Below are 18,559 nucleotides of genomic sequence, written 5' to 3'. Positions count from 1 at the left end.
CTTACCCCTTGGCAAAGTACGCGGCGGCTTTTTTTAGGATGTCGCGCTCCTCGGTCACACGCCGCAGCTCGGCCTTGAGCCGGCGGATCTCGGCCGAGTCGCTCGGCGCTGCTGAAGCGCCCGATGCCGGCGCCATTTTCCTCGCCACCTGCACCCAGCCATACAGGGTGTGCTTGGGGATCCCGATCCGGGCGGCGACGTCCACCACCGTGAAGCCGCGCTCGATCACCTGCTTCACCGCCTCGGCCCGGAACTCATCCGTGTACTGCTTGCTGTTGCCCATAAACACCTCGGTCATTGCCATGAATTATGGCGTCCGGATGTCTACGAAAGGCTGGTCGGTCCACCAGGGTGAGCGCGAACAGCACCGCGGTGATCTTGAACAACGTGGGATAGCGCAGCTTGCGTGCCCAGTTGAGCAACGGCAGGAGCAACGGATTGGCCATGGGGGCTGTGCCTGCGGCAGCGATGGTCTGTGCGCACGCTAACACGCCATCCGTGCCCCGTTCACAGTTGCGACAGCCTGGGGGCTCTGGCTATGTACTCATTCAGGTTGGGGGTGCTGCAATGCGGCCAACAGAACCGCGGGACCGTCCCGCTGCAGGAGGCACCATGAACAAGAACATGCTTGCAGTTGCACTTGCGTCCCTCGTGGTCGGTGGCGTGGCGGTGGCGGCCTACAACAGCTTCCGCGGCGATGCGCCGCAGGATGCGCAGTTCACCACCGAAACGACCGGTCAGCCCGCGCCGTCGATCGGGATGGACGCGGGTAGCGACGCCGCCATCAATCCGAACCCGCTTGAATATGCGGACGTGGTGGGCGTCAAGCCGATCAACGAGAAGCAGGCGCAGTACGCCACGGTCCTCGGCACCGAGGCGATCCGCGAAACCAGCACCACCAACACGCCGCGTGAGGTATGCAACGACGTGGTCGTGCAGGACCGCGCACCGGAACGCGATGGCAACGTCGGCGGTACCGTGGCCGGCGCGCTGATCGGGGCGGTGGTGGGCAACCAGGTCGGCGGCGGCGATGGCCGCAAGGCCGCCACGGCTGCCGGTGCGGTCGCGGGTGGCTATATCGGCAACCGCGTGGACCGCAACCACGTCGGCGGCAAGGTGACCTCGCGCACGGAACGCCAGTGCCACACCGTGACCGACACGTCGCAGTCATCCAAGGTGGTGGCCTACAACGTGACCTACCGCAACCCGGATGGCACCACCGGCACCATGCGCACCAGCAGCAAGCCCGGTAACCGCATCTCGCTGGGCAGCGAAAACACCGTGGTCGGTTACGACGTGACCTACCGCTACCAGGGCCAGGAGCACACCGTGCGCATGGATGAGCGCCCGGTCGGCGAACGCCTGCCGGTGGTGGATGGCGAAGTCGTCACCCAGACGGCGGCGGCTGCCGGTCCCAGCAGCAACGGCTGAGGCGGCCCAGCGGACGGCCGGGGTTGGCCCGGCGGCGTCCCGCTGCGAAAACCCCTTCGAACGGGGCCGGACCATCCGGCCCCGTTCTGTTTCTGCGCGGCGGGACGGGCCGCCGGGTGCCGCCGACGGGGTGCCCCGCGCCTTCACGCACCGTTACAATGGCAACTTTCCCTTGTCCGTTGCCGAGTGCGTCCATGGCCCTGAACCCGTTTGACCTGTTCGACGTCCGCTCCCTGCTCACCGAAGAAGAGCGTGCCGTGCAGGACACCGTGGCGCGCTTCACCAACGAGCGCGTGTTGCCGATCATCGGCGACGCCTTCGACCAGGGCCGCTTCCCGAAGGAGCTGGTGCCGGAAATCGCCGAGCTGGGCCTGCTGGGCAGCTCGCTGCCGGAGAAGTACGGTTGCGCGGGCCTCAACGGCGTCAGCTACGGCCTGATCTGCCAGGAACTGGAGCGCGGCGACAGCGGCATCCGCAGCTTCGTCAGCGTGCAGAGCTCGCTGTGCATGTACCCGATCTATGCGTATGGCTCGGAAGAACAGCGCATGCGCTGGCTGCCGGACATGGCCGCGGGCAGGGTCATCGGCTGCTTCGGCCTGACCGAGCCGCACGGCGGCTCCGACCCGGCCAACATGAAGACCAACGCCAAGCGTGATGGCGCGGACTGGGTGCTCAACGGCTCCAAGATGTGGATCACCAACGGCAACCTCGCCGACATCGCCATCGTGTGGGCGCAGACCGACGACGGCATCCAGGGCTTCGTGGTGGAGAAGGGCATGCCCGGCTTCACCGCGCAGGAGATCAAGCACAAGATGTCGCTGCGCGCCTCGGTCACCAGCGCGCTGTTCTTCGACAACGTGCGCGTGCCGGAGGCCAACCGCCTGCCGAACGTGAAGGGCCTGAAGGGTCCGCTGGGCTGCCTGACGCAGGCCCGCTACGGCATCACCTGGGGTCCGATCGGCGCCGCCATCGCGTGCCTGGAGGAAGTGCTGGGCTACACCAAGGAGCGCATCCTGTTCGACCGCCCGGTGGCGGCCACGCAGAGCGCGCAGATCAAGATGGCCGAGATGGCCCGCCGCATCACGCTGGCGCAGCTGCTGGTGCTGCAGCTGGGTCGCCTGAAGGATGCGGGCACCATGCAGCCGGCGCAGGTGTCGCTGGCCAAGTGGAACAACTGCCGCATGGCCATCGACATCGCGCGCGAATGCCGTGACCTGCTGGGCGGTGCGGGCATCACCACCGAGCATTCGGCCATCCGCCACGCGCTCAACCTCGAGTCGGTCATCACCTACGAAGGCACCGAGACGGTGCACCAGCTGGTGATCGGCCGCGAGCTGACCGGCATCAACGCGTTCTGATCTCCGGCCCGCGCCGGCATGGCGCGGGCAAGAACCTGCTCCCCATGCCGGCACGGTCCAATGCGACGTGCGGGCAGGGGCGCCTTACCGGGTCCCTTCCGCATGTTCGCCACCGTTCCGAATCCCATTCCGGCCCGCATGAAGGGCCTCAACCGCGCCGAGATCTGCGACGTCAACTTCACGGAGTTCGTGAAGGCATGGGACGGAACGCGTCAGGCGCGGCCTGCGCCCGGTGAGGCGATCCTCGACGGCAGCGCATTGGATGCGCAGGGTTTCCGCGAGCTGTTCGAGTCGCAACTGATCAGTCGCCACCTGGACCTGATGGCGCGCGTGCTGCGCGTGCAGAACAAGGTCTTCTACACGATCGGTTCCTCGGGCCACGAGGGCAACGCCATGGTGGCGCGCGCGGCGCGACACACCGATCCGGCGTTCCTGCACTACCGTTCCGGCGGCTTCATGGCCGAGCGTTTCCGCAAGCTGCCGGGCATGGACCCGATCATGGATTCGGCGCTGTCGTTCGCGGCCAGCAAGGACGACCCGGCCAGCGGCGGCCGCCACAAGGTGTGGGGCAGCAAGCCATTGTGGGTGCTGCCGCAGACCTCGACCATTGCCTCGCACCTGCCGAAGGCGCTGGGCACCGCCGTGGCCATCGAGACCGGCAAGCGCCTGGGCACGCAGCTGCCGATTCCCGGCGACAGCATCACCATCTGCTCCTTCGGTGACGCTTCGGCCAACCACGCCACCGCGCAGACCGCGTTCAACGCCGCCTCGTGGACGGCGTACCAGAAGCTGCCGGCGCCCGTGCTGTTCGTGTGCGAGGACAACGGCATCGGCATCTCGGTCAAGACGCCGACTGGCTGGATTGCCGAGAGCATGCGCAACCGCCCGGACCTGGACTACTTCTTCGCCGATGGCCTGGACCTCGCCACCGGCTATGGGCAGGTGCAGGCCGCGGTGGAGCATTGCCGTCGCACCCGTCGCCCGACGTTCCTGCACCTGCGCACCACGCGCATCATGGGCCACGCCGGTACCGACTTCGAGATCGAGTGGCGCAGTGTCGAGGAACTGTGCGCGGTGGAAGCCGGCGACCCGCTGCTGCGTTCGGCCGCCATCGCCATCGAGTCGGGACTGATGTCGAAGGAGGACGTGCTGGCGCTGTACGAGGCCACGCGCCAGAAGTGCTTTGCAGCGGCCGAAGAGGCCGACCGCAGGCCCAAGCTGGACAGCCTGGCCGACGTGGTCGCGCCGCTGGCGCCGTACACCCCGGGCAAGGTCAAGGCCGAGGCCGAGCGCACCGACTATGCCGAGCGCCGTCTCACCGCCTTCGGCAGCGAGGCCAAGCTGCCCGAGAACCAGCCGCCGCGCCACCTGGCCATCCAGATCAACCAGGCGCTGCACGACATCTTCGCCAAGTACCCCGACACACTGCTGTTCGGCGAGGACGTGGCGCAGAAGGGCGGCGTGTACACCGTCACCAAGGGCCTGCAGAAGGCCTTCGGCCCGCGCCGCGTGTTCAACACGCTGCTCGACGAGACCATGATCCTCGGCATGGCGCAGGGCTTCGCCAACATGGGCATGCTGCCCATCCCGGAGATCCAGTACCTGGCGTATTTCCACAACGCCTGCGACCAGATCCGCGGCGAAGCAGCCAGCCTGCAGTTCTTCAGCAACAACCAGTACGCCAACCCGATGGTGGTGCGCATCGCGGGGCTGGGCTACCAGCGCGGCTTCGGCGGTCACTTCCACAACGACAACTCGATCACCGCGCTGCGCGACATCCCGGGCCTGGTGGTGGGCTGCCCGTCGCGTGGCGATGACGCGGCGACCATGCTGCGCACCCTGACCGCGCTGTCCAAGGTCGATGGCCGCGTCAGCGTGTTCCTCGAGCCCATCGCGCTGTACATGACCAAGGACCTGTACGAAGCCGGTGACGGCAAGTGGCTGACCGATTATCCGGCGCCGGGCGAGGCCATGACCCTGGGCGAAGGTCGCGTGTACCTGCCCGAGAGTGGCGGCAAGGGTGACGACCTGGTGATCTTCACCTACGGCAATGGCGTGCCGATGAGCCTGCGCGCCGCCCGCCGCATCGAGCAGAAGCGCGGCTGGAAGGCGAGGGTGGTGGATTTGCGCTGGCTGGTGCCGCTCAACGAGCAGTACATCCGCGAGCAGGCGAAGACCGCCAAGCGCATCCTGATCGTCGATGAAGGTCGCCACAGCGCCGGCGTGGGCGAGGGCGTGATCACCGCCATCGCCGAGGGCGGCTACAGCGCGCGTCCGTTCCAGCGCGTGGTGGGTGTGGACACCTACACGCCGCTGGCCGGTGCGGCATTCCTGGTCATTCCGGCGGATGACGACATCGTCGCTGCGGCGGACCGGTTGGCCTGACCTTGCGGGGCAGGCGGCTCGCGTGGCCGTCTGCAAGCAAGCGATGTCGTGACGCCGCCGCCCGATGCGGGCGGCGAGTGGCACCATGCGAGCGCTGCGGCCTCTGCCGCAGTGCATCAGGCGCGCCGCTTTGCCCCGCGGTCCCGTTCGTCCCGGTGGAGTGACTCAATTGGCGCAGGGCCTCAGCGGGCCAAGCCGCCCAACAGCGGGGCTTCCGTGACTTGAGCCTCGGCGATGGTCAACGCCGCGGCCGCGTCACGCTCCAAAGGCACGACGGCCAAGCCGACGCTGCCCGCATCATCGGCCATTGACGACACGACGCTGCCCAACGGGCTGACATCAGCCAAGAGTTCTGCGCCGGCATCGAAGGGCACGGAACTCGTCACCAGCATCAGCCCACGCTTCACCTTGCCCAGGAAATGCGTGCGCGCCACGATTTCCTGGCCCGGGTAGCAGCCCTTCTTGACGCTGAAAGCCTTCAGGCGCTCAAGCGACAGCTGCTGCGGCGTCCAGTGTTCGGCCTGACCGGCGGGCAGGAGGGGCAGGCCGTGGCGAAGGTCCGCCGCCGCCCATGCAGCTTCGGATGCAGGCGAAGGGGCCAGCGGTCGCGCCAAGACGTACAGCGCGCGCGGTCCACCGTCGCCGCTCATGTCCAACTCCACGAGTGCCGGAACGTCGCCGGCGGCCGTCTCCGCATTCGACAGGGGAGTCCCGGTGCCGATGCTCGTGGGCAGCGCAAGTGATGCGACCGCGCCGGACGCCACCAATGGCGCGCCCAGCCGGCCGGCAATGTGCAGGTCGTCGCGCACGGCAATGGCGACCTTGCTACGGAACACGTAGCGCTTCAGCGCATCGGCCAGCGGGCCCGGCTCCGCATCCGGCAACACCAGCCACAACGTCTCCGCATCCACCCGCAACAGCGCAAACAGCGCAACCACGCGCCCTTTGGGCGTCAACCAGCCGTTCCACTGCCACTGTCCATCGGTGAGCAGCGTCACATCGTTCATGAATTGCGCTTGCGCAAACGCAACAGCGTCGCGCCCCGAAAGGGCCATAAGACGATGGTGGGGGAGGGCGAAAAGCCCGTCCGGCATGGCGTGCGACTTGTCTGACATGGGTTCGGGGCTTAACATTCAGGGCTCAGATGATAGGTCAAAGCGCTCACGACGCAGCTACCGAACCCTCGCCCAAGCCCGCGGCCGAGCCGGTCACCACGCCCGACACGACCCAGGACACGCCCAGGCCCACGCCAGTGGAGCACGGCGGTCGCGAGGGGCTGGACCCCGTCCGCTACGGCGACTGGGAAAAGAACGGCCGCTGCATCGACTTCTGACGCCGACCCGCATCCCGCAATTCCGCCGATCCATCGTCTTGCCACGCGGCCCCGCCGCCCAGCCGAGAGACAACGCACGCTCATGGCCGATAACCCACGCGTTCGCGAACGTCCCTTGTCGCCACACCTGCAGGTTTACCGCTGGCAGGTTCAGATGGTGACATCGATCCTGCACCGTACTACCGGTGTCATCCTCTTCGTCGGCAGCCTGCTGATCATGGGCGCGCTGCTCAAGCTCGCCGCCGGTCCGGAGCAGTGGGCCGACGTGACCGCCTGCGCCACCTCGCCAATGGGCTTCCTGGTGCTGTTCGGGTGGAGCTGGGCGCTGGCCTACCACCTGATCAACGGCATCCGCCACCTGCTGCAGGACGCCGGCTACGGTTTCAAGGTCGAGGCCTTCATCCGCAGCAGCTGGACCAGCGTGTTCGGCAGCCTGGCCGTGACCGCCCTGATCTGGATCGTCGCCATGATGCAGCGAGGTGGTGCATGAGCGCCAACAACTCCCGTCTCCGCAACCCGCTGAAGACCGCGCGAGGCCTTGGCTCCGCGAAGGACGGCACGCACCACTTCATCGTGCAGCGCATCACCGCCGTCGCGCTGATCTTCCTCGGCCTGTACGTGCTGGGGCTGGTGGTGTTCAACGCCGGGGCCGATTACGCCACCGTGCGTGCCACCGTCGCCAATCCGTTCAATGCCACCGTGCTGGTCGCGTTCCTCATCTCGATGTTCTGGCATGCCCAGTTGGGCCTGCAGGTCATCGTCGAGGACTACGTGCATGCGCCGGGCCTGACCGTGGTCACGCAGCTTCTCATCCGCTTCGTCTGCGCCCTCGCTGCTATCGCCAGCGTGCTGGCCGTCATCCGCATCGCGCTGGGCGGCCTGTAAGCCGTCGCCGCCCCAGCTAGAGGACAACGCTCCATGGCATCCGCCTACAAGATCCAGGAACACACCTTCGACATGGTGGTCGTCGGCGCCGGTGGCGCCGGCCTGCGCGCCACCTTCGGCCTGGCCCAGAAGGGCCTGAAGACCGCCTGCATCACCAAGGTCTTCCCGACCCGTTCGCACACCGTGGCGGCGCAGGGCGGCGTGGCCGCGGCGCTGGGCAACATGGGCGAAGACGACTGGCGCTACCACTTCTTCGACACCATCAAGGGCTCGGACTGGCTGGGCGACCAGGATGCCATCGAGTACATGTGCCGCGAGGCCATCCCGGCGATCATCGAGCTCGAGCACCAGGGCGTGCCGTTCTCGCGCACCGAGGACGGCAAGATCTACCAGCGCCCGTTCGGCGGCATGACCACCCGTTTCGGCGAAGGCCCGCCGGCGCAGCGCACCTGCGCCGCGGCCGACCGCACCGGCCACGCCATCCTGCACACCCTGTACCAGCAGTCGCTGGCGCATGACGCGCAGTTCTTCATCGAATACTTCGCCCTCGACCTGATCATGGACGAGCAGGGCGCCTGCCGCGGCGTGCTGGCCCTCGACATGGCCGAAGGCACCCTGCACCTGTTCAAGGCGCAGGGCACGGTGCTGGCCACCGGCGGTTACGGCCGCGCGTACTTCAGCGCGACCTCGGCGCACACCTGCACCGGCGACGGCGGCGGCATGGCGCTGCGCGCCGGCCTGGGCCTGCAGGACATGGAGTTCGTGCAGTTCCACCCGACCGGCATCTACGGCGCGGGCTGCCTGATCACCGAGGGCGTGCGCGGCGAAGGCGGCATCCTGCGCAACTCCAACGGCGAGCGCTTCATGGAGCGCTATGCCCCGAGCGTGAAGGACCTCGCCCCGCGCGACATGGTCTCCCGCTCGATGACGATTGAAATCCGCGAAGGCCGCGGCGTCGGCGAGCACAAGGACCACATCCTGCTCGACCTGACCCACCTTGGTCCCGAGGTCATCCACGAGAAGCTCCCGGGCATCGCCGAGTCGGCGCGCATCTTTGCCGGCGTCGACGTGGAGAAGCAGCCGATCCCGGTGATTCCGACCGTGCACTACAACATGGGCGGCATCCCGACCAACTACCACGGTGAAGTGGTCCAGCTGCGCAACGGCAACCCGGACGAAGTGGTGCCGGGCCTGTACGCGATTGGTGAAGCCGCGTGCGTGTCGGTGCACGGCGCCAACCGCCTGGGCTCCAACTCGCTGCTCGACCTGGTGGTGTTCGGTCGCGCCGTCGCCAACCGCGCCGCCGAGACCATCAAGCCCAATGGCGCGCAGGCCAAGCTGGCCAGCGATGCCTGCGACAAGTCGCTGGCACGCCTGGACAAGCTGCGCAACGCCAGCGGCGGCACGCCGACGGCCGTCATCCGCGACAAGATGCAGCGCACCATGCAGGCCGACGCCGCGGTGTTCCGCACCGGCGAAACGCTGGCCGAGGGCGTGGCCAAGATGCGCGAGATCCACGCATCGTTCGCCGACGTCAAGGTCACCGACCGTTCGCTGGTCTGGAACTCGGACCTGATCGAGACCTTCGAGCTGTCCAACCTGCTGGACCAGGCGCTGGTGACGATCGTCTCGGCCGAGAACCGCAAGGAATCGCGTGGCGCCCACGCCCGCGAGGACTTCCCGGACCGCGACGACGCCAACTGGCAGAAGCACACCCTCTGCTCGGTGGACGAAGCCGGCAACACCAGCATCGACTACCGTCCGGTGCACATGTACACGCTCAGCGGCGACGTCGACGTCATCCCGCCGAAGAAGCGCGTTTACTGATCTGGAGCGAGCACACCCGTGGCCGAATTCAACCTCCCGAAGAACTCGCAGATCCAGAAGGGCCGTCACTGGCCGACGGCTGGCGCCAAGCAGCCGCGCACCTTCAAGGTCTACCGCTGGAACCCCGACGACGGCATGAACCCGCGCGTGGACACCTACGAGGTGGACATGGCGACATGCGGTCCGATGGTCCTGGACGCGCTGATCAAGATCAAGAACGAGATCGACCCGACCCTGACGTTCCGCCGTTCGTGCCGCGAGGGCATCTGCGGTTCGTGCGCGATGAACATCGACGGCACCAACACGCTGGCCTGCACCAAGGCGATCGAGGACTGCGGCAAGGGTGAAGTCCCGATCTACCCGCTGCCGCACATGGAAGTGGTCAAGGACCTGGTCCCGGACCTGACCCACTTCTACGCGCAGTACGCGTCGATCAAGCCGTGGCTGCGCACGCAGAGCGCGACCCCGTCCGACCGCGAGCGCCTGCAGTCGCCGGCCGACCGCAAGAAGCTCGACGGCCTGTACGAGTGCATCCTGTGCGCGTGCTGCAGCACCAGCTGCCCCAGCTACTGGTGGAACGGTGACCGCTACCTGGGCCCGGCGATCCTGCTGCAGGCCTACCGCTGGATCATCGACAGCCGCGATGAGGACACCGGTGCCCGCTTGGACGACCTGGAAGACCCGTTCAAGCTATACCGCTGCCACACCATCATGAACTGCGCCCGCACCTGCCCGAAGGGACTGAACCCGGCGCAGGCCATCGGCGAGATCAAGAAGCTGATGCTGGCCCGCCGCGTCTGACGCAAGCGGTCAGTGGATATGCCCGGGCCCGCCACGTGCGGGCCCGGTTGTTTCCGGGGCAGTGGGTCACCCACGGGGCCACTTGCGGATGCGAGGGCAGGGGGCATCACCCCGGACCGGGATCCGCGTGGTTCCTCCTGCGTCCGGCGTGTACGGGTATAGTCCCGTCACTCGTGGCCCTGCGGCCACTGTCACCGAGGCTCACGAAATGGATGATCGGGCTGTTTTCCTCCCCGCGCTGGCGATGGCTGGCCTGACGTTCGTCGTCTGGTGGCGCATGTACTTCATGCGCATCGGGCAGATGAAGCGCGAGCGCATCCATCCGCAGCGGGTGGCCACATCCGCCCAGGCCACCGCGCTGTTGACCGACAGCCGTGCGGCGGACAACTTCCGCAACCTGTTCGAGTTGCCGGTGCTGTTCTACGTGGCCCTTGCGGTGGCCGACCGGATCGGCATGGCCGATGGGCTGCTGCTGGGGCTGGCGTGGGCCTTTGTCGGCCTGCGCGTGGTGCACAGCGCCATCCACGTGACGTACAACAAGGTCATGCACCGCTTCATCGCGTATGTTGCCGGCGGCATGGTGCTGTGGCTGCTGTGGGCTTACCTCGCGATAGGCCTGCTGACGGGATGATCGATCCAATGACTGACAAACCCCTGGCCGACGACGAAGCCGAGCTGCGGCGCCTGCGCTGGAAGTGCCGCCGCGGTATGCGCGAGCTCGACCAGATGTTCGACCGGTACCTCAATCGCTCGTGGCGGCATGCGCCTACAGCGGAACGGGCAGTTTTCCTACGGCTTCTGCAAACCGAAGACGATAGGCTGTGGCACTGGTTCATGGGGCATGAGGCCGCCAGTGACGCCGAGCTCGACGCGCTCGTCCAACGCATACGCCAGTTGCCACCTTGAGTGGGGCCCGTCGCGCCAGCTGGCGTTGATGGTCCTGCTGCTGGGTGTGCTCGCAGCAGGCGCGCTCTTCGCCAGTGACCTGCCGTCCCCCTGGGCATGGGGCGGCGCGCCCTGTGTGCTGATCCATGCCGCCTGGGCGGCCCGGCGGGAGTGGGCGCGACCCTGGCGCACGCTGGTGCTGCCCACGGTGCCGGCGGATGACGCCGACGAGCTGCCGGCCCCGCTGCTGGACGACACGCCGTTGGCGATGCTGGCAGTGAGCTGGCGCGGCCCCGTGGCTTTCCTGCGTTGCCGCGCGGCGGACGGTCGCCGGCATCGGACCGTGCTCTGGCCGGACACGACCACCCACCGCGCCCGTCGCGACCTGCGGCTCGCGATGCGCGACCGCGCGACTTCGCCGTCACGGCCATCGATGGCACCATAGCCTCCATGTTCAAACCCATCCCCGTCGCCATCGGCCTGCGCTACCTCCGCGCCAAGCGCCGCAACGGCTTCATCTCCTTCATCTCGCTGGCGTCCATCCTCGGCATCGCGCTGGGCGTTGCGGCGCTGATCACCACGCTGGCGGTGATGAGCGGCTTCCAGCGCGAAATCCGCGACCGCATGCTGCAGATGGTGGCCCATGCCACGGTCAGCGGCTACGGCGAGCCGGTGCACGACTGGCCGCGGGCGGTGCAGCGTGCGGCCGCAGACAAGCGCGTGGCCGGCGCGGCACCCTACGTGGAGAAGGAGACCCTGCTCACCGGCAGCCGCAACCAGCCGGCCATGGTGCGCGGCGTGATGCCCGCCGAAGAGCCCAAGGTCTCCGTCATCGCCGACCGGATGGTGCAGGGCACGTTCGGCACGCTGCAGCCGGGCAGCTTCAACATCATCCTCGGCAAGGAGCTGGCCCTGTGGCTGGGCGTGGGGGTGGGCGACAAGGTCACCATGATGACCTCCGATTTCCGCAGCACGCCGATGGGCGCGGTGCCGCAGCTCAAGCGCTTCACCGTCAGCGGCATCTTCGAGGCCGGTTACAACGAGTACGACAAGGGCATGGCCTTCGTGCACATGCAGGACCTGCAGCGCATGCTGCGCATGGGCGATGGGGTGACCGGCGTGCGCCTGCGGCTGCACGACATGGACCAGGCCTGGAACGTGGCGCGCGACCTGGCGCTCAACCTGGGCGAGGTGTACCGGGTGAGCGACTGGACCAGCGAGAACGCCAACATGTTCCGCGCGCTGAAGATGGAGAAGACCATCATGGCCGTGCTGCTGTCGCTGATCATCGCGATGGGCGCGTTCAACCTGGTCTCCTCGCAGGTGATGCTGGTGACCGACAAACAGGCCGACATCGCCATCCTGCGCACGCTGGGCCTGTCGCCGGGCGGGGTGATGCACGTGTTCATGGTGCAGGGTTCGCTGATCGGCGTGGTCGGCACCGTGCTGGGCGTGGTCGGTGGCGTGCTGCTGACGCTCAACCTGGAGACCATCCTGTTCGGCATCGAGAAGTTGACCGGCTACCAGTTGCTTCCGGCCGACGTGTACTACGTCACCGGGCTGCCCACCGACCTGCAGGGCAGCGACGTGGCCATGATCTCGGCGATCGCGCTGGTCATGGCGTTCCTGGCGACGATCTATCCGGCGTGGCGTGCAGCGCGCACCGCTCCCGCGGAGGCGCTGCGCTATGAGTAACCCCGTGGATGCGATGCAGATGGACCAGGCCGCGGCCGAATCGGTGCTGATGTGCCAGGGCCTGGGCATGACCTATGCCGAAGGCAAGCTGCGCACGCCGGTGTTCGACGGACTGGACCTGGCCGTGCGCAAGGGCGAGACGGTCGCCATCCTGGGCGCATCGGGCGCGGGCAAGAGCACGCTGCTGCACCTGCTCGGCGGGCTGGATACGCCGACCGCGGGCGAAGTGTTCGTGGCGGGCCAGCGCATGAGCGCGCTGTCGGACAAGGCCCGGGGCACGCTGCGCAACCACGCCCTGGGTTTCGTGTACCAGTTCCACCACCTGCTGCCGGAGTTCACGGCGCTGGAGAACGTGATGCTGCCCGTGCTGCTGGGCGGCGCGGATGTCGCCGAAGGCCGCAGGCGCGCCACCGGCCTGCTTGAAGCGGTGGGGCTGTCCCATCGCCTGCAGCACAAGCCCGGCGAACTGTCCGGTGGCGAGCGCCAGCGCGCGGCCGTGGCGCGCGCACTGGTCAACAGGCCGGCATGCGTGCTCGGTGACGAGCCGACGGGCAACCTGGACGAGAAGACCGCCTCGATCGTCTTCGACCTGATGCTGGGACTCAACCGGGAGCAGGGCACCAGCCTGGTGCTGGTCACCCATGACCGCCGGCTGGCACGACGGCTGGACCGGGTGATGGAGCTGCATGAGGGCAAGCTCCGGCAACTCGCACGCGACGAGGTCTAGCGCCCATGCAGCCCGCGGCAAGGATGCCGCCCTTCGGAATCGCCAGCGCGGTGGCACTGGTATGCGGCGTCACCGCAGTCCTCCTGTGGCCTACCGTGCCGTCGCGGGTGGCCTGCGTCATCGCGCTGCTGGCGGGCCTGTGGATGTGGTGGAAGGCCGGCCGCTGGCGCTGGACCGGCGCGTTGTTTGTCGGCCTGGGGCTGGCAGGCCTGCACGCGGCGCACACGCTGTCCCTGCAGTTGCCCGCCTCCCTGGAGCGGAAGGTCGTGACCATCACGGGCACGGTGGACGACTTGCCCGAGCACGAACCCCGGCAGACCCGTTTCGTGTTCAAGGTGGACGATGCGCCGACGCAGCCCGACCCGCTGCGCGGGCGCCGGTTGCGCGTGTCCTGGGCCGACGCCGGCATGACCGATCGCGGTAGCGTGCAGGCAGGCCAGCGGTGGCGCCTGGCGGTGCGGCTCAAGGCCCCGCGTGGCCTGCGCAACCCTGGCGGCTCGGATTCGGAAAAACACGCCTTCGCCCGGCGCATCGCCGGCAACGCCCAGGTCCGCCACCCGCGCAAGGCGGTGCGACTGACCGAGGCGCGCGGGCTGCAGGCCTGGCGCGAAGGCGTGTCAGGACGGATTGCCGTCGCCATCCCAGGCGACACTTCGCGTTTCATCCGCGCCTTGGCCATCGGCGACACGCGTGCCATCAGTGACGAGGACTGGACCCTGCTGCGGGCCAACGGCCTGACCCACCTGATCGCGATTTCCGGCTCGCACGTGGGGCTGGTGGGCGGGTTCTTCGCTTTGCTGGCGTACGGGCTGTGGTGGCTGGTGCCTGCGCTGGCCCGTTTCGCGCCGCGGCAGGTGGTCGCAGCGGTCGCGGCCACGGGAGGCGCGGTGGCCTATACCGCGGCTGCGGGCTTTGCCGTGCCCACGGTGCGCACCGCCCTGATGATCGCCGCCGTATCCCTGGCCCTGGGCGCACGGCGCCGTGTGTCGCCGTTCGACACGCTGGCGCTGGCGGTCATCGCCGTCCTGCTGTACGACCCCTTGTCCGTGCTGGGTGCGGGGTTCTGGCTCAGCTTCATGGGCGTGGCCTGGCTGATGTGGTGCCTGCCGCAGGGCGGACGCCAGCCGGTGCGGGAGTTCCTGTCGGCACAGGGCGTGGCAACCATCGGGTTGTTGCCGATGGCGGTACTGCTGTTCGGCCAGGTGTCCATGGCTGGACCGATGGCCAACCTGGTCGCGGTGCCATGGTGGAGCCTGGTGGTGGTGCCGCTGTCGTTGCTGGGGGCGGCGCTGGAATCGCTGCATGCGGGGCTGGGCACGTCGCCGTTGCGCGCCGCCGCATGGTGTTTCGAGTTGAGTTGGCCGCTGTTCGAGTGGCTGGGCAGCAGTCCATTCGCGTTGTGGTGGGTCGCCGAATCGCGGTGGTTCGCCTTGCCCCTGGCCCTGCTGGGCGCGGCGTGGCTGCTGCTGCCGCGCGGCATTCCCGGCAAGCCGCTGGCCCTGCTGCTCTGGCTGCCGTTGCTGTGGCCGGACCGGCAACTGCCCGCGCACGGCACCGCGGAAGTGACCGTCATCGACGTGGGGCAGGGCCTGTCGGTGATGGTGCGCACCGCCGGGCACACGCTGCTGTACGACATGGGGCCGGCGATGCGCGATGGATTCGATGCCGGCGAGCGCGCGGTGTTGCCGGTGCTGCGCGCCCGCGGCGTTCGGCGCATCGACCGGGCCGTGGTCAGCCATGGAGACAATGACCATGCCGGCGGGTTGGAGACGGTCCGCGCCGCCTTCCCGCTGCCGTCGCTGCTGGCTCCCGAAGGAGTCGGGCTGGAAGGCGCCCGCGATTGCGTGGCCGGCGAAAGCTGGACCTGGGATGGCGTCCACTTCCGCTTCCTGCACCCCACGCCGTACTTCCCGTACCTGGCCAACGACTCCAGTTGCGTCCTGCGGGTGGAGAGCCGGCAGGGCGTGCTGCTGCTCGCTGGCGACATCGGGGACATCATCGAGCGTCAACTGGTCCGCCGCGACCCCGCCGCACTGGTGGCCCAGGTGGTGGTGGTCGCCCACCACGGCAGCGAAACCTCCTCCGATCCGGCGTTCGTGAACGCTACCAAGGCCCGCCACGCCATCGTCTCCACGGGGTACGGCAATATGTTCCGCCACCCGCGGCCGGGCATCGTTCGGCGCTGGCGCGACGCCGGGGCCACGGTCTGGGACACCGCCCGGACCGGGGCCATCACGTTCAGGCTGGGCGAAACCACGCTGGCACCCGAAACGCGACGGCAAACACACCCGCGCCTGTGGGATGCCGAACAGCGCTTGGCGCAGGGTCGGGCTGGGCTATCCTATCGGTCCGATTGAGGCGGCCGCGTGCCGGAGGTTTGCGAGTGCTGGAACTGGTCAAGGCAGGCGGCTGGCCGATGATTCCGCTGTTGATGCTGTCGGCGCTCGCGCTGGCCCTGATCGTGGAGCGTGCATGGACCCTGCGGCGCAAGGCGGTGATCCCGCCGGGGCTGGGCAAGGAAGTGCGCGAGTGGGCGGCCGGCGGCAAGCTGGATCCGGCGCATATCGACACCCTGCGCAATACTTCGCCACTGGGCGCGCTGCTGGCCGCCGCGCTGGATGTGCGCAACCGTCCGCGTGACCAGATCCGTGAGCGCATCGAGGACGTGGGGCGCCACCTCGTCCATCGCATGGAGCGATACCTCAACACCCTGGGCAGCATCGCCGCCGCCGGTCCGTTGCTGGGCCTGTTCGGCACGGTGGTGGGCATGATCCAGATGTTCCTGGGCATCCTCGACCACGGCATCGGCGACGTGAACCAGCTGGCCGGCGGCATCGGCAAGGCCCTGGTCTGCACGGCCACCGGCATGATCGTTGCCATCCCGGCGCTGCTCGCGCACCGCTGGTTCCGTGGCCGCATCGCCGAGTACATCGTCGACATGGAATCGGAAGCCATTTTGTTGCTGGATGCCATCGAGCCGCGCGCCGCGTCGGCCAAAGTGGCGCCGGGCGCCCACGGCATCACCCCGCCGGTGAGCGCGAGCTGACGCATGCGCATCCGCGACCATCGCGCCGACGACGAGCCGGAGATCAACCTGGTCCCGATGATCGACGTCATCCTGGTGTTGATCATCTTCTTCGTGGTCACCGCCACGTTCGACGGCCGCAACGTGCTCAAGCTGGAGTTGCCACGCGCCAGTGGCGAGGCCAACGAGGCCAGCCAGCCACTGTCGATCCTGGTCAATGCCAGCGGCCGCTACTTCGTGCACGACCGCGAGGTGCTGCGCGACGACCTGGAGTCGCTGAAGGCGACCATTGCCGAAGTGGCGGGCAACGAGCGTGACCGCCAGGTGCTGCTGCGTGCCGATGCCCGCACGCCGCACCAGGCGGTGGTGACCGCCTACGATGCACTGGGCCAGCTCGGGTTCCGCCGCATCCTGATCGCCACCGCGCCGACCCCGAAGGCTTCGGCCGGGGGCGGGCGGTGAGCGTGGGCGACAGTCCCTGGCCCACCTGGCGGCGGTTGATCCGCTTCGCCGGTCCGTACCGCCCGCTGCTGCTGGTCGGCCTGCTGGCCATGCTGGTCGAAGCGGCCGCTGGCGGCGCATTCACCTGGCTGATGAGCCCGGTGATCAACGCTACCTTCATCGATCACGACGAGCGCCTGAGCGTGCTGCTGCCACTGGGCATCGTCGCGGTGTTCCTGGTGCGCGGCGTGGCGGGCTACGTGACCGACATGACCCTGGCCCGCTCCGCGCGGGGCATCGCACGTGACCTGCGCACCGGCCTGCTGGGCAAGTACCTGCGGCTGCCCGGCCAGCGCTTCGACGCCGAGCCGGTGCCATCGATGCTCAACCGGCTGGGCTCGGACAGCGAACAGGTGGCGGCCGCCGCCATCGACGCGATGAAGGTGATGTTGCAGCAGTCCCTGCAGGTCATCGCCATGCTGGCGGTGATGCTGTGGTACAGCTGGAAAGTCACGCTGGCAGTGTTCCTGCTGGCCCCCCCGCTGGCGTGGATCATGAATCACGTGGGCCGGCGCTACCGGCGCATCAGCCACCGCATCCAGGAAAGCAACGCACAGTTGATGCTGCTGGCCGACCAGTCGCTGTCCAACCAGCAGGAGGTCAAGGTCTACGGCGGCCAGCAGGCCGAGTTGCAGCGCTACCGCGACCAGGCCGACACCCACTTCCGCCTGAGCGTGAAGGTGGAGTCCACGCGCAGCATCTCCTCGGCGATGGTGCAGCTGATGGGCGCCATCGGCCTGGCGGCATTGCTGCTGCTGGCCGGGCGTGAAGCGGTCAGGGGACGCCTGAGCGCGGGTGATTTCGTCACCCTGATGACCTCGATGATGGCCATCATTCCCGCCATCAAGCAGCTGACCAACGTGCAGGGCATGCTGCAGCGGGGCGTGGCCTCCGCACAGCGCCTGTTCGAAGTGCTGGACGCACCGGACGAACCCGATACCGGCACGCACACGTTGGACAAGGCCGACGGAACGATCGAGTTCCGCGATGTCACCGCGCGCTACCCGGGGCAACACCGTCCCGCGCTGCAGGACGTCAGTTTTTCCGCGCGCCCGGGCACCGTCACCGCCATCGTCGGACGCTCCGGCAGCGGCAAGTCCAGCCTGATCAAGCTGATTCCGCGCTTCTACGAGATCGAATCCGGCGCGATCCTGCTCGATGGCGTGCCGGTGCAGGAGTACCGCCTTGCCGACCTGCGGCGCCAGATCGCGCTGGTCGGCCAGCAGGTCATGCTGTTCGACGGTTCCATCGCAGCCAACGTGGCCTTCGGTGAAATGGAAGGCGCTTCGCCCGAGGCGCTGCAGCAGGCCGTGCGTGGCGCCAATGCGCTGGAGTTCGTGCAGCAACTGCCGCAGGGTGTCGATGCGCCCGTGGGGCCACGCGGCGGCCGGCTCTCGGGCGGGCAGCGCCAACGCCTGGCCATTGCCCGCGCCATGCTGAAGGACGCGCCCATCCTGATCCTGGACGAAGCCACCGCCGCCCTCGATACCGAGTCCGAACGCCTGGTGCAGGATGCGCTCTCGCACCTGATGCCCAACCGCACCACGCTGGTGATCGCCCATCGACTGTCGACCATCGAACACGCCGACCAGGTGCTGGTGATGGACGATGGCCGCATCGTGGAGCGCGGCACCCATGCTGAACTGCTGGCGCACGACGGGCTCTATGCGCACCTGCACCGCATGCAGTTCCGGGAAGCCCAGTGA

At 68.1% G+C, this 18,559-nt stretch carries 17 protein-coding genes and 3 pseudogenes; 17 read left to right on the top strand and 3 right to left on the bottom strand.

Annotation, left to right across the window (positions count from 1 at the left end; genetic code table 11):
- Positions 1 to 124 precede the first annotated feature (124 nt).
- Both IP93_RS16085 and IP93_RS15900 read right to left on the bottom strand, forming a co-directional pair.
- A pseudogene (locus IP93_RS16085) lies at positions 125 to 283 on the bottom strand (transposase); the annotation flags it as partial.
- 64 nt (positions 284 to 347) lie between these two features.
- Positions 348 to 446, bottom strand: a pseudogene (locus tag IP93_RS15900) (DUF6116 family protein); the annotation flags it as partial.
- Between the two features lie 166 nt (positions 447 to 612).
- On the opposite strand from IP93_RS15900, the gene IP93_RS07935 reads away from it, so the two are divergent.
- From IP93_RS07935 to IP93_RS07925, 3 genes are all read left to right on the top strand, one after another.
- Positions 613 to 1,431 (top strand): glycine zipper 2TM domain-containing protein, encoded by an 819-nt coding sequence (locus tag IP93_RS07935; protein ID WP_144814169.1) that lies wholly within the window; start codon positions 613 to 615, stop codon positions 1,429 to 1,431.
- Positions 1,432 to 1,625: 194 nt separating this feature from the next.
- Complete coding sequence (locus tag IP93_RS07930) at positions 1,626 to 2,789, top strand: acyl-CoA dehydrogenase family protein (RefSeq protein ID WP_144814167.1); 1,164 nt, start codon at positions 1,626 to 1,628, stop codon at positions 2,787 to 2,789.
- Between the two features lie 102 nt (positions 2,790 to 2,891).
- Positions 2,892 to 5,174, top strand: a complete 2,283-nt coding sequence (locus IP93_RS07925) for a thiamine pyrophosphate-dependent enzyme (protein ID WP_144814164.1) — start codon at positions 2,892 to 2,894, stop codon at positions 5,172 to 5,174.
- Positions 5,175 to 5,356: 182 nt separating this feature from the next.
- On the opposite strand, the gene ygfZ is transcribed toward IP93_RS07925, so the two are convergent.
- Entirely contained in the window at positions 5,357 to 6,307 is a 951-nt protein-coding gene (gene ygfZ / locus IP93_RS07920) for a CAF17-like 4Fe-4S cluster assembly/insertion protein YgfZ (RefSeq protein ID WP_199747150.1), read from the bottom strand.
- An 11-nt stretch (positions 6,308 to 6,318) separates the two neighbouring features.
- Here ygfZ and IP93_RS07915 point away from each other — a divergent pair, with 11 nt between their 5' ends.
- The 14 genes and pseudogenes from IP93_RS07915 to msbA all read left to right on the top strand — a co-directional run bounded on the left by IP93_RS07915 (position 6,319) and on the right by msbA (position 18,559).
- Positions 6,319 to 6,507: a DUF1674 domain-containing protein gene (locus tag IP93_RS07915; RefSeq protein WP_144814162.1), complete on the top strand. Its 189-nt coding sequence runs from the start codon at positions 6,319 to 6,321 to the stop codon at positions 6,505 to 6,507.
- An 82-nt stretch (positions 6,508 to 6,589) separates the two neighbouring features.
- Positions 6,590 to 6,997, top strand: a complete 408-nt coding sequence (gene sdhC, locus IP93_RS07910) for a succinate dehydrogenase, cytochrome b556 subunit (protein WP_144814159.1) — start codon at positions 6,590 to 6,592, stop codon at positions 6,995 to 6,997.
- Complete coding sequence (gene sdhD / locus IP93_RS07905) at positions 6,994 to 7,392, top strand: succinate dehydrogenase, hydrophobic membrane anchor protein (protein ID WP_144814156.1); 399 nt, start codon at positions 6,994 to 6,996, stop codon at positions 7,390 to 7,392. Before sdhC ends, sdhD begins: the two co-directional genes overlap by 4 nt.
- 33 nt (positions 7,393 to 7,425) lie before the next feature.
- Entirely contained in the window at positions 7,426 to 9,219 is a 1,794-nt protein-coding gene (gene sdhA, locus IP93_RS07900) for a succinate dehydrogenase flavoprotein subunit (RefSeq protein WP_144814153.1), read from the top strand.
- Positions 9,220 to 9,237: 18 nt separating this feature from the next.
- Positions 9,238 to 10,020, top strand: a complete 783-nt coding sequence (locus tag IP93_RS07895; protein ID WP_144814151.1) for a succinate dehydrogenase iron-sulfur subunit — start codon at positions 9,238 to 9,240, stop codon at positions 10,018 to 10,020.
- Positions 10,021 to 10,228: 208 nt separating this feature from the next.
- Positions 10,229 to 10,651 carry an MAPEG family protein gene (locus IP93_RS07890; RefSeq protein WP_158636306.1) on the top strand — a complete coding sequence of 141 codons (423 nt, stop codon included), beginning with the start codon at positions 10,229 to 10,231 and terminating at the stop codon, positions 10,649 to 10,651.
- Between the two features lie 8 nt (positions 10,652 to 10,659).
- On the top strand, positions 10,660 to 10,926 hold the full coding sequence (locus IP93_RS07885; RefSeq protein ID WP_144814145.1) for an FAD assembly factor SdhE: 267 nt from the start codon (positions 10,660 to 10,662) through the stop codon (positions 10,924 to 10,926).
- Positions 10,874 to 11,350: a hypothetical protein gene (locus tag IP93_RS07880; RefSeq protein WP_242006800.1), complete on the top strand. Its 477-nt coding sequence runs from the start codon at positions 10,874 to 10,876 to the stop codon at positions 11,348 to 11,350. The genes IP93_RS07885 and IP93_RS07880 overlap by 53 nt, the downstream gene beginning before the upstream one ends.
- 5 nt (positions 11,351 to 11,355) lie before the next feature.
- Complete coding sequence (locus IP93_RS07875) at positions 11,356 to 12,600, top strand: lipoprotein-releasing ABC transporter permease subunit (protein WP_144814140.1); 1,245 nt, start codon at positions 11,356 to 11,358, stop codon at positions 12,598 to 12,600.
- A 13-nt stretch (positions 12,601 to 12,613) separates the two neighbouring features.
- Positions 12,614 to 13,327: a lipoprotein-releasing ABC transporter ATP-binding protein LolD gene (lolD, locus tag IP93_RS07870; protein WP_484456013.1), complete on the top strand. Its 714-nt coding sequence runs from the start codon at positions 12,614 to 12,616 to the stop codon at positions 13,325 to 13,327.
- A 5-nt stretch (positions 13,328 to 13,332) separates the two neighbouring features.
- Positions 13,333 to 15,817, top strand: a pseudogene (locus tag IP93_RS07865) (DNA internalization-related competence protein ComEC/Rec2); the annotation flags it as partial.
- On the top strand, positions 15,711 to 16,373 hold the full coding sequence (locus tag IP93_RS07860) for a MotA/TolQ/ExbB proton channel family protein (protein WP_144814136.1): 663 nt from the start codon (positions 15,711 to 15,713) through the stop codon (positions 16,371 to 16,373). The pseudogene IP93_RS07865 and the gene IP93_RS07860, both read left to right, overlap by 107 nt.
- Positions 16,374 to 16,376: 3 nt before the next feature.
- Positions 16,377 to 16,814, top strand: a complete 438-nt coding sequence (locus IP93_RS07855) for an ExbD/TolR family protein (protein ID WP_144814134.1) — start codon at positions 16,377 to 16,379, stop codon at positions 16,812 to 16,814.
- Positions 16,811 to 18,559 (top strand): lipid A export permease/ATP-binding protein MsbA, encoded by a 1,749-nt coding sequence (gene msbA / locus IP93_RS07850; protein ID WP_242006799.1) that lies wholly within the window; start codon positions 16,811 to 16,813, stop codon positions 18,557 to 18,559. Before IP93_RS07855 ends, msbA begins: the two co-directional genes overlap by 4 nt.

Origin of the sequence: Aerolutibacter ruishenii (genome assembly GCF_007830115.1) — a bacterium.
Lineage (GTDB): Bacteria > Pseudomonadota > Gammaproteobacteria > Xanthomonadales > Xanthomonadaceae > Aerolutibacter > Aerolutibacter ruishenii.
The sequence above is the reverse complement of the archived record's forward strand: the minus strand, read 5'-3'. Positions and strand labels throughout refer to the sequence as shown.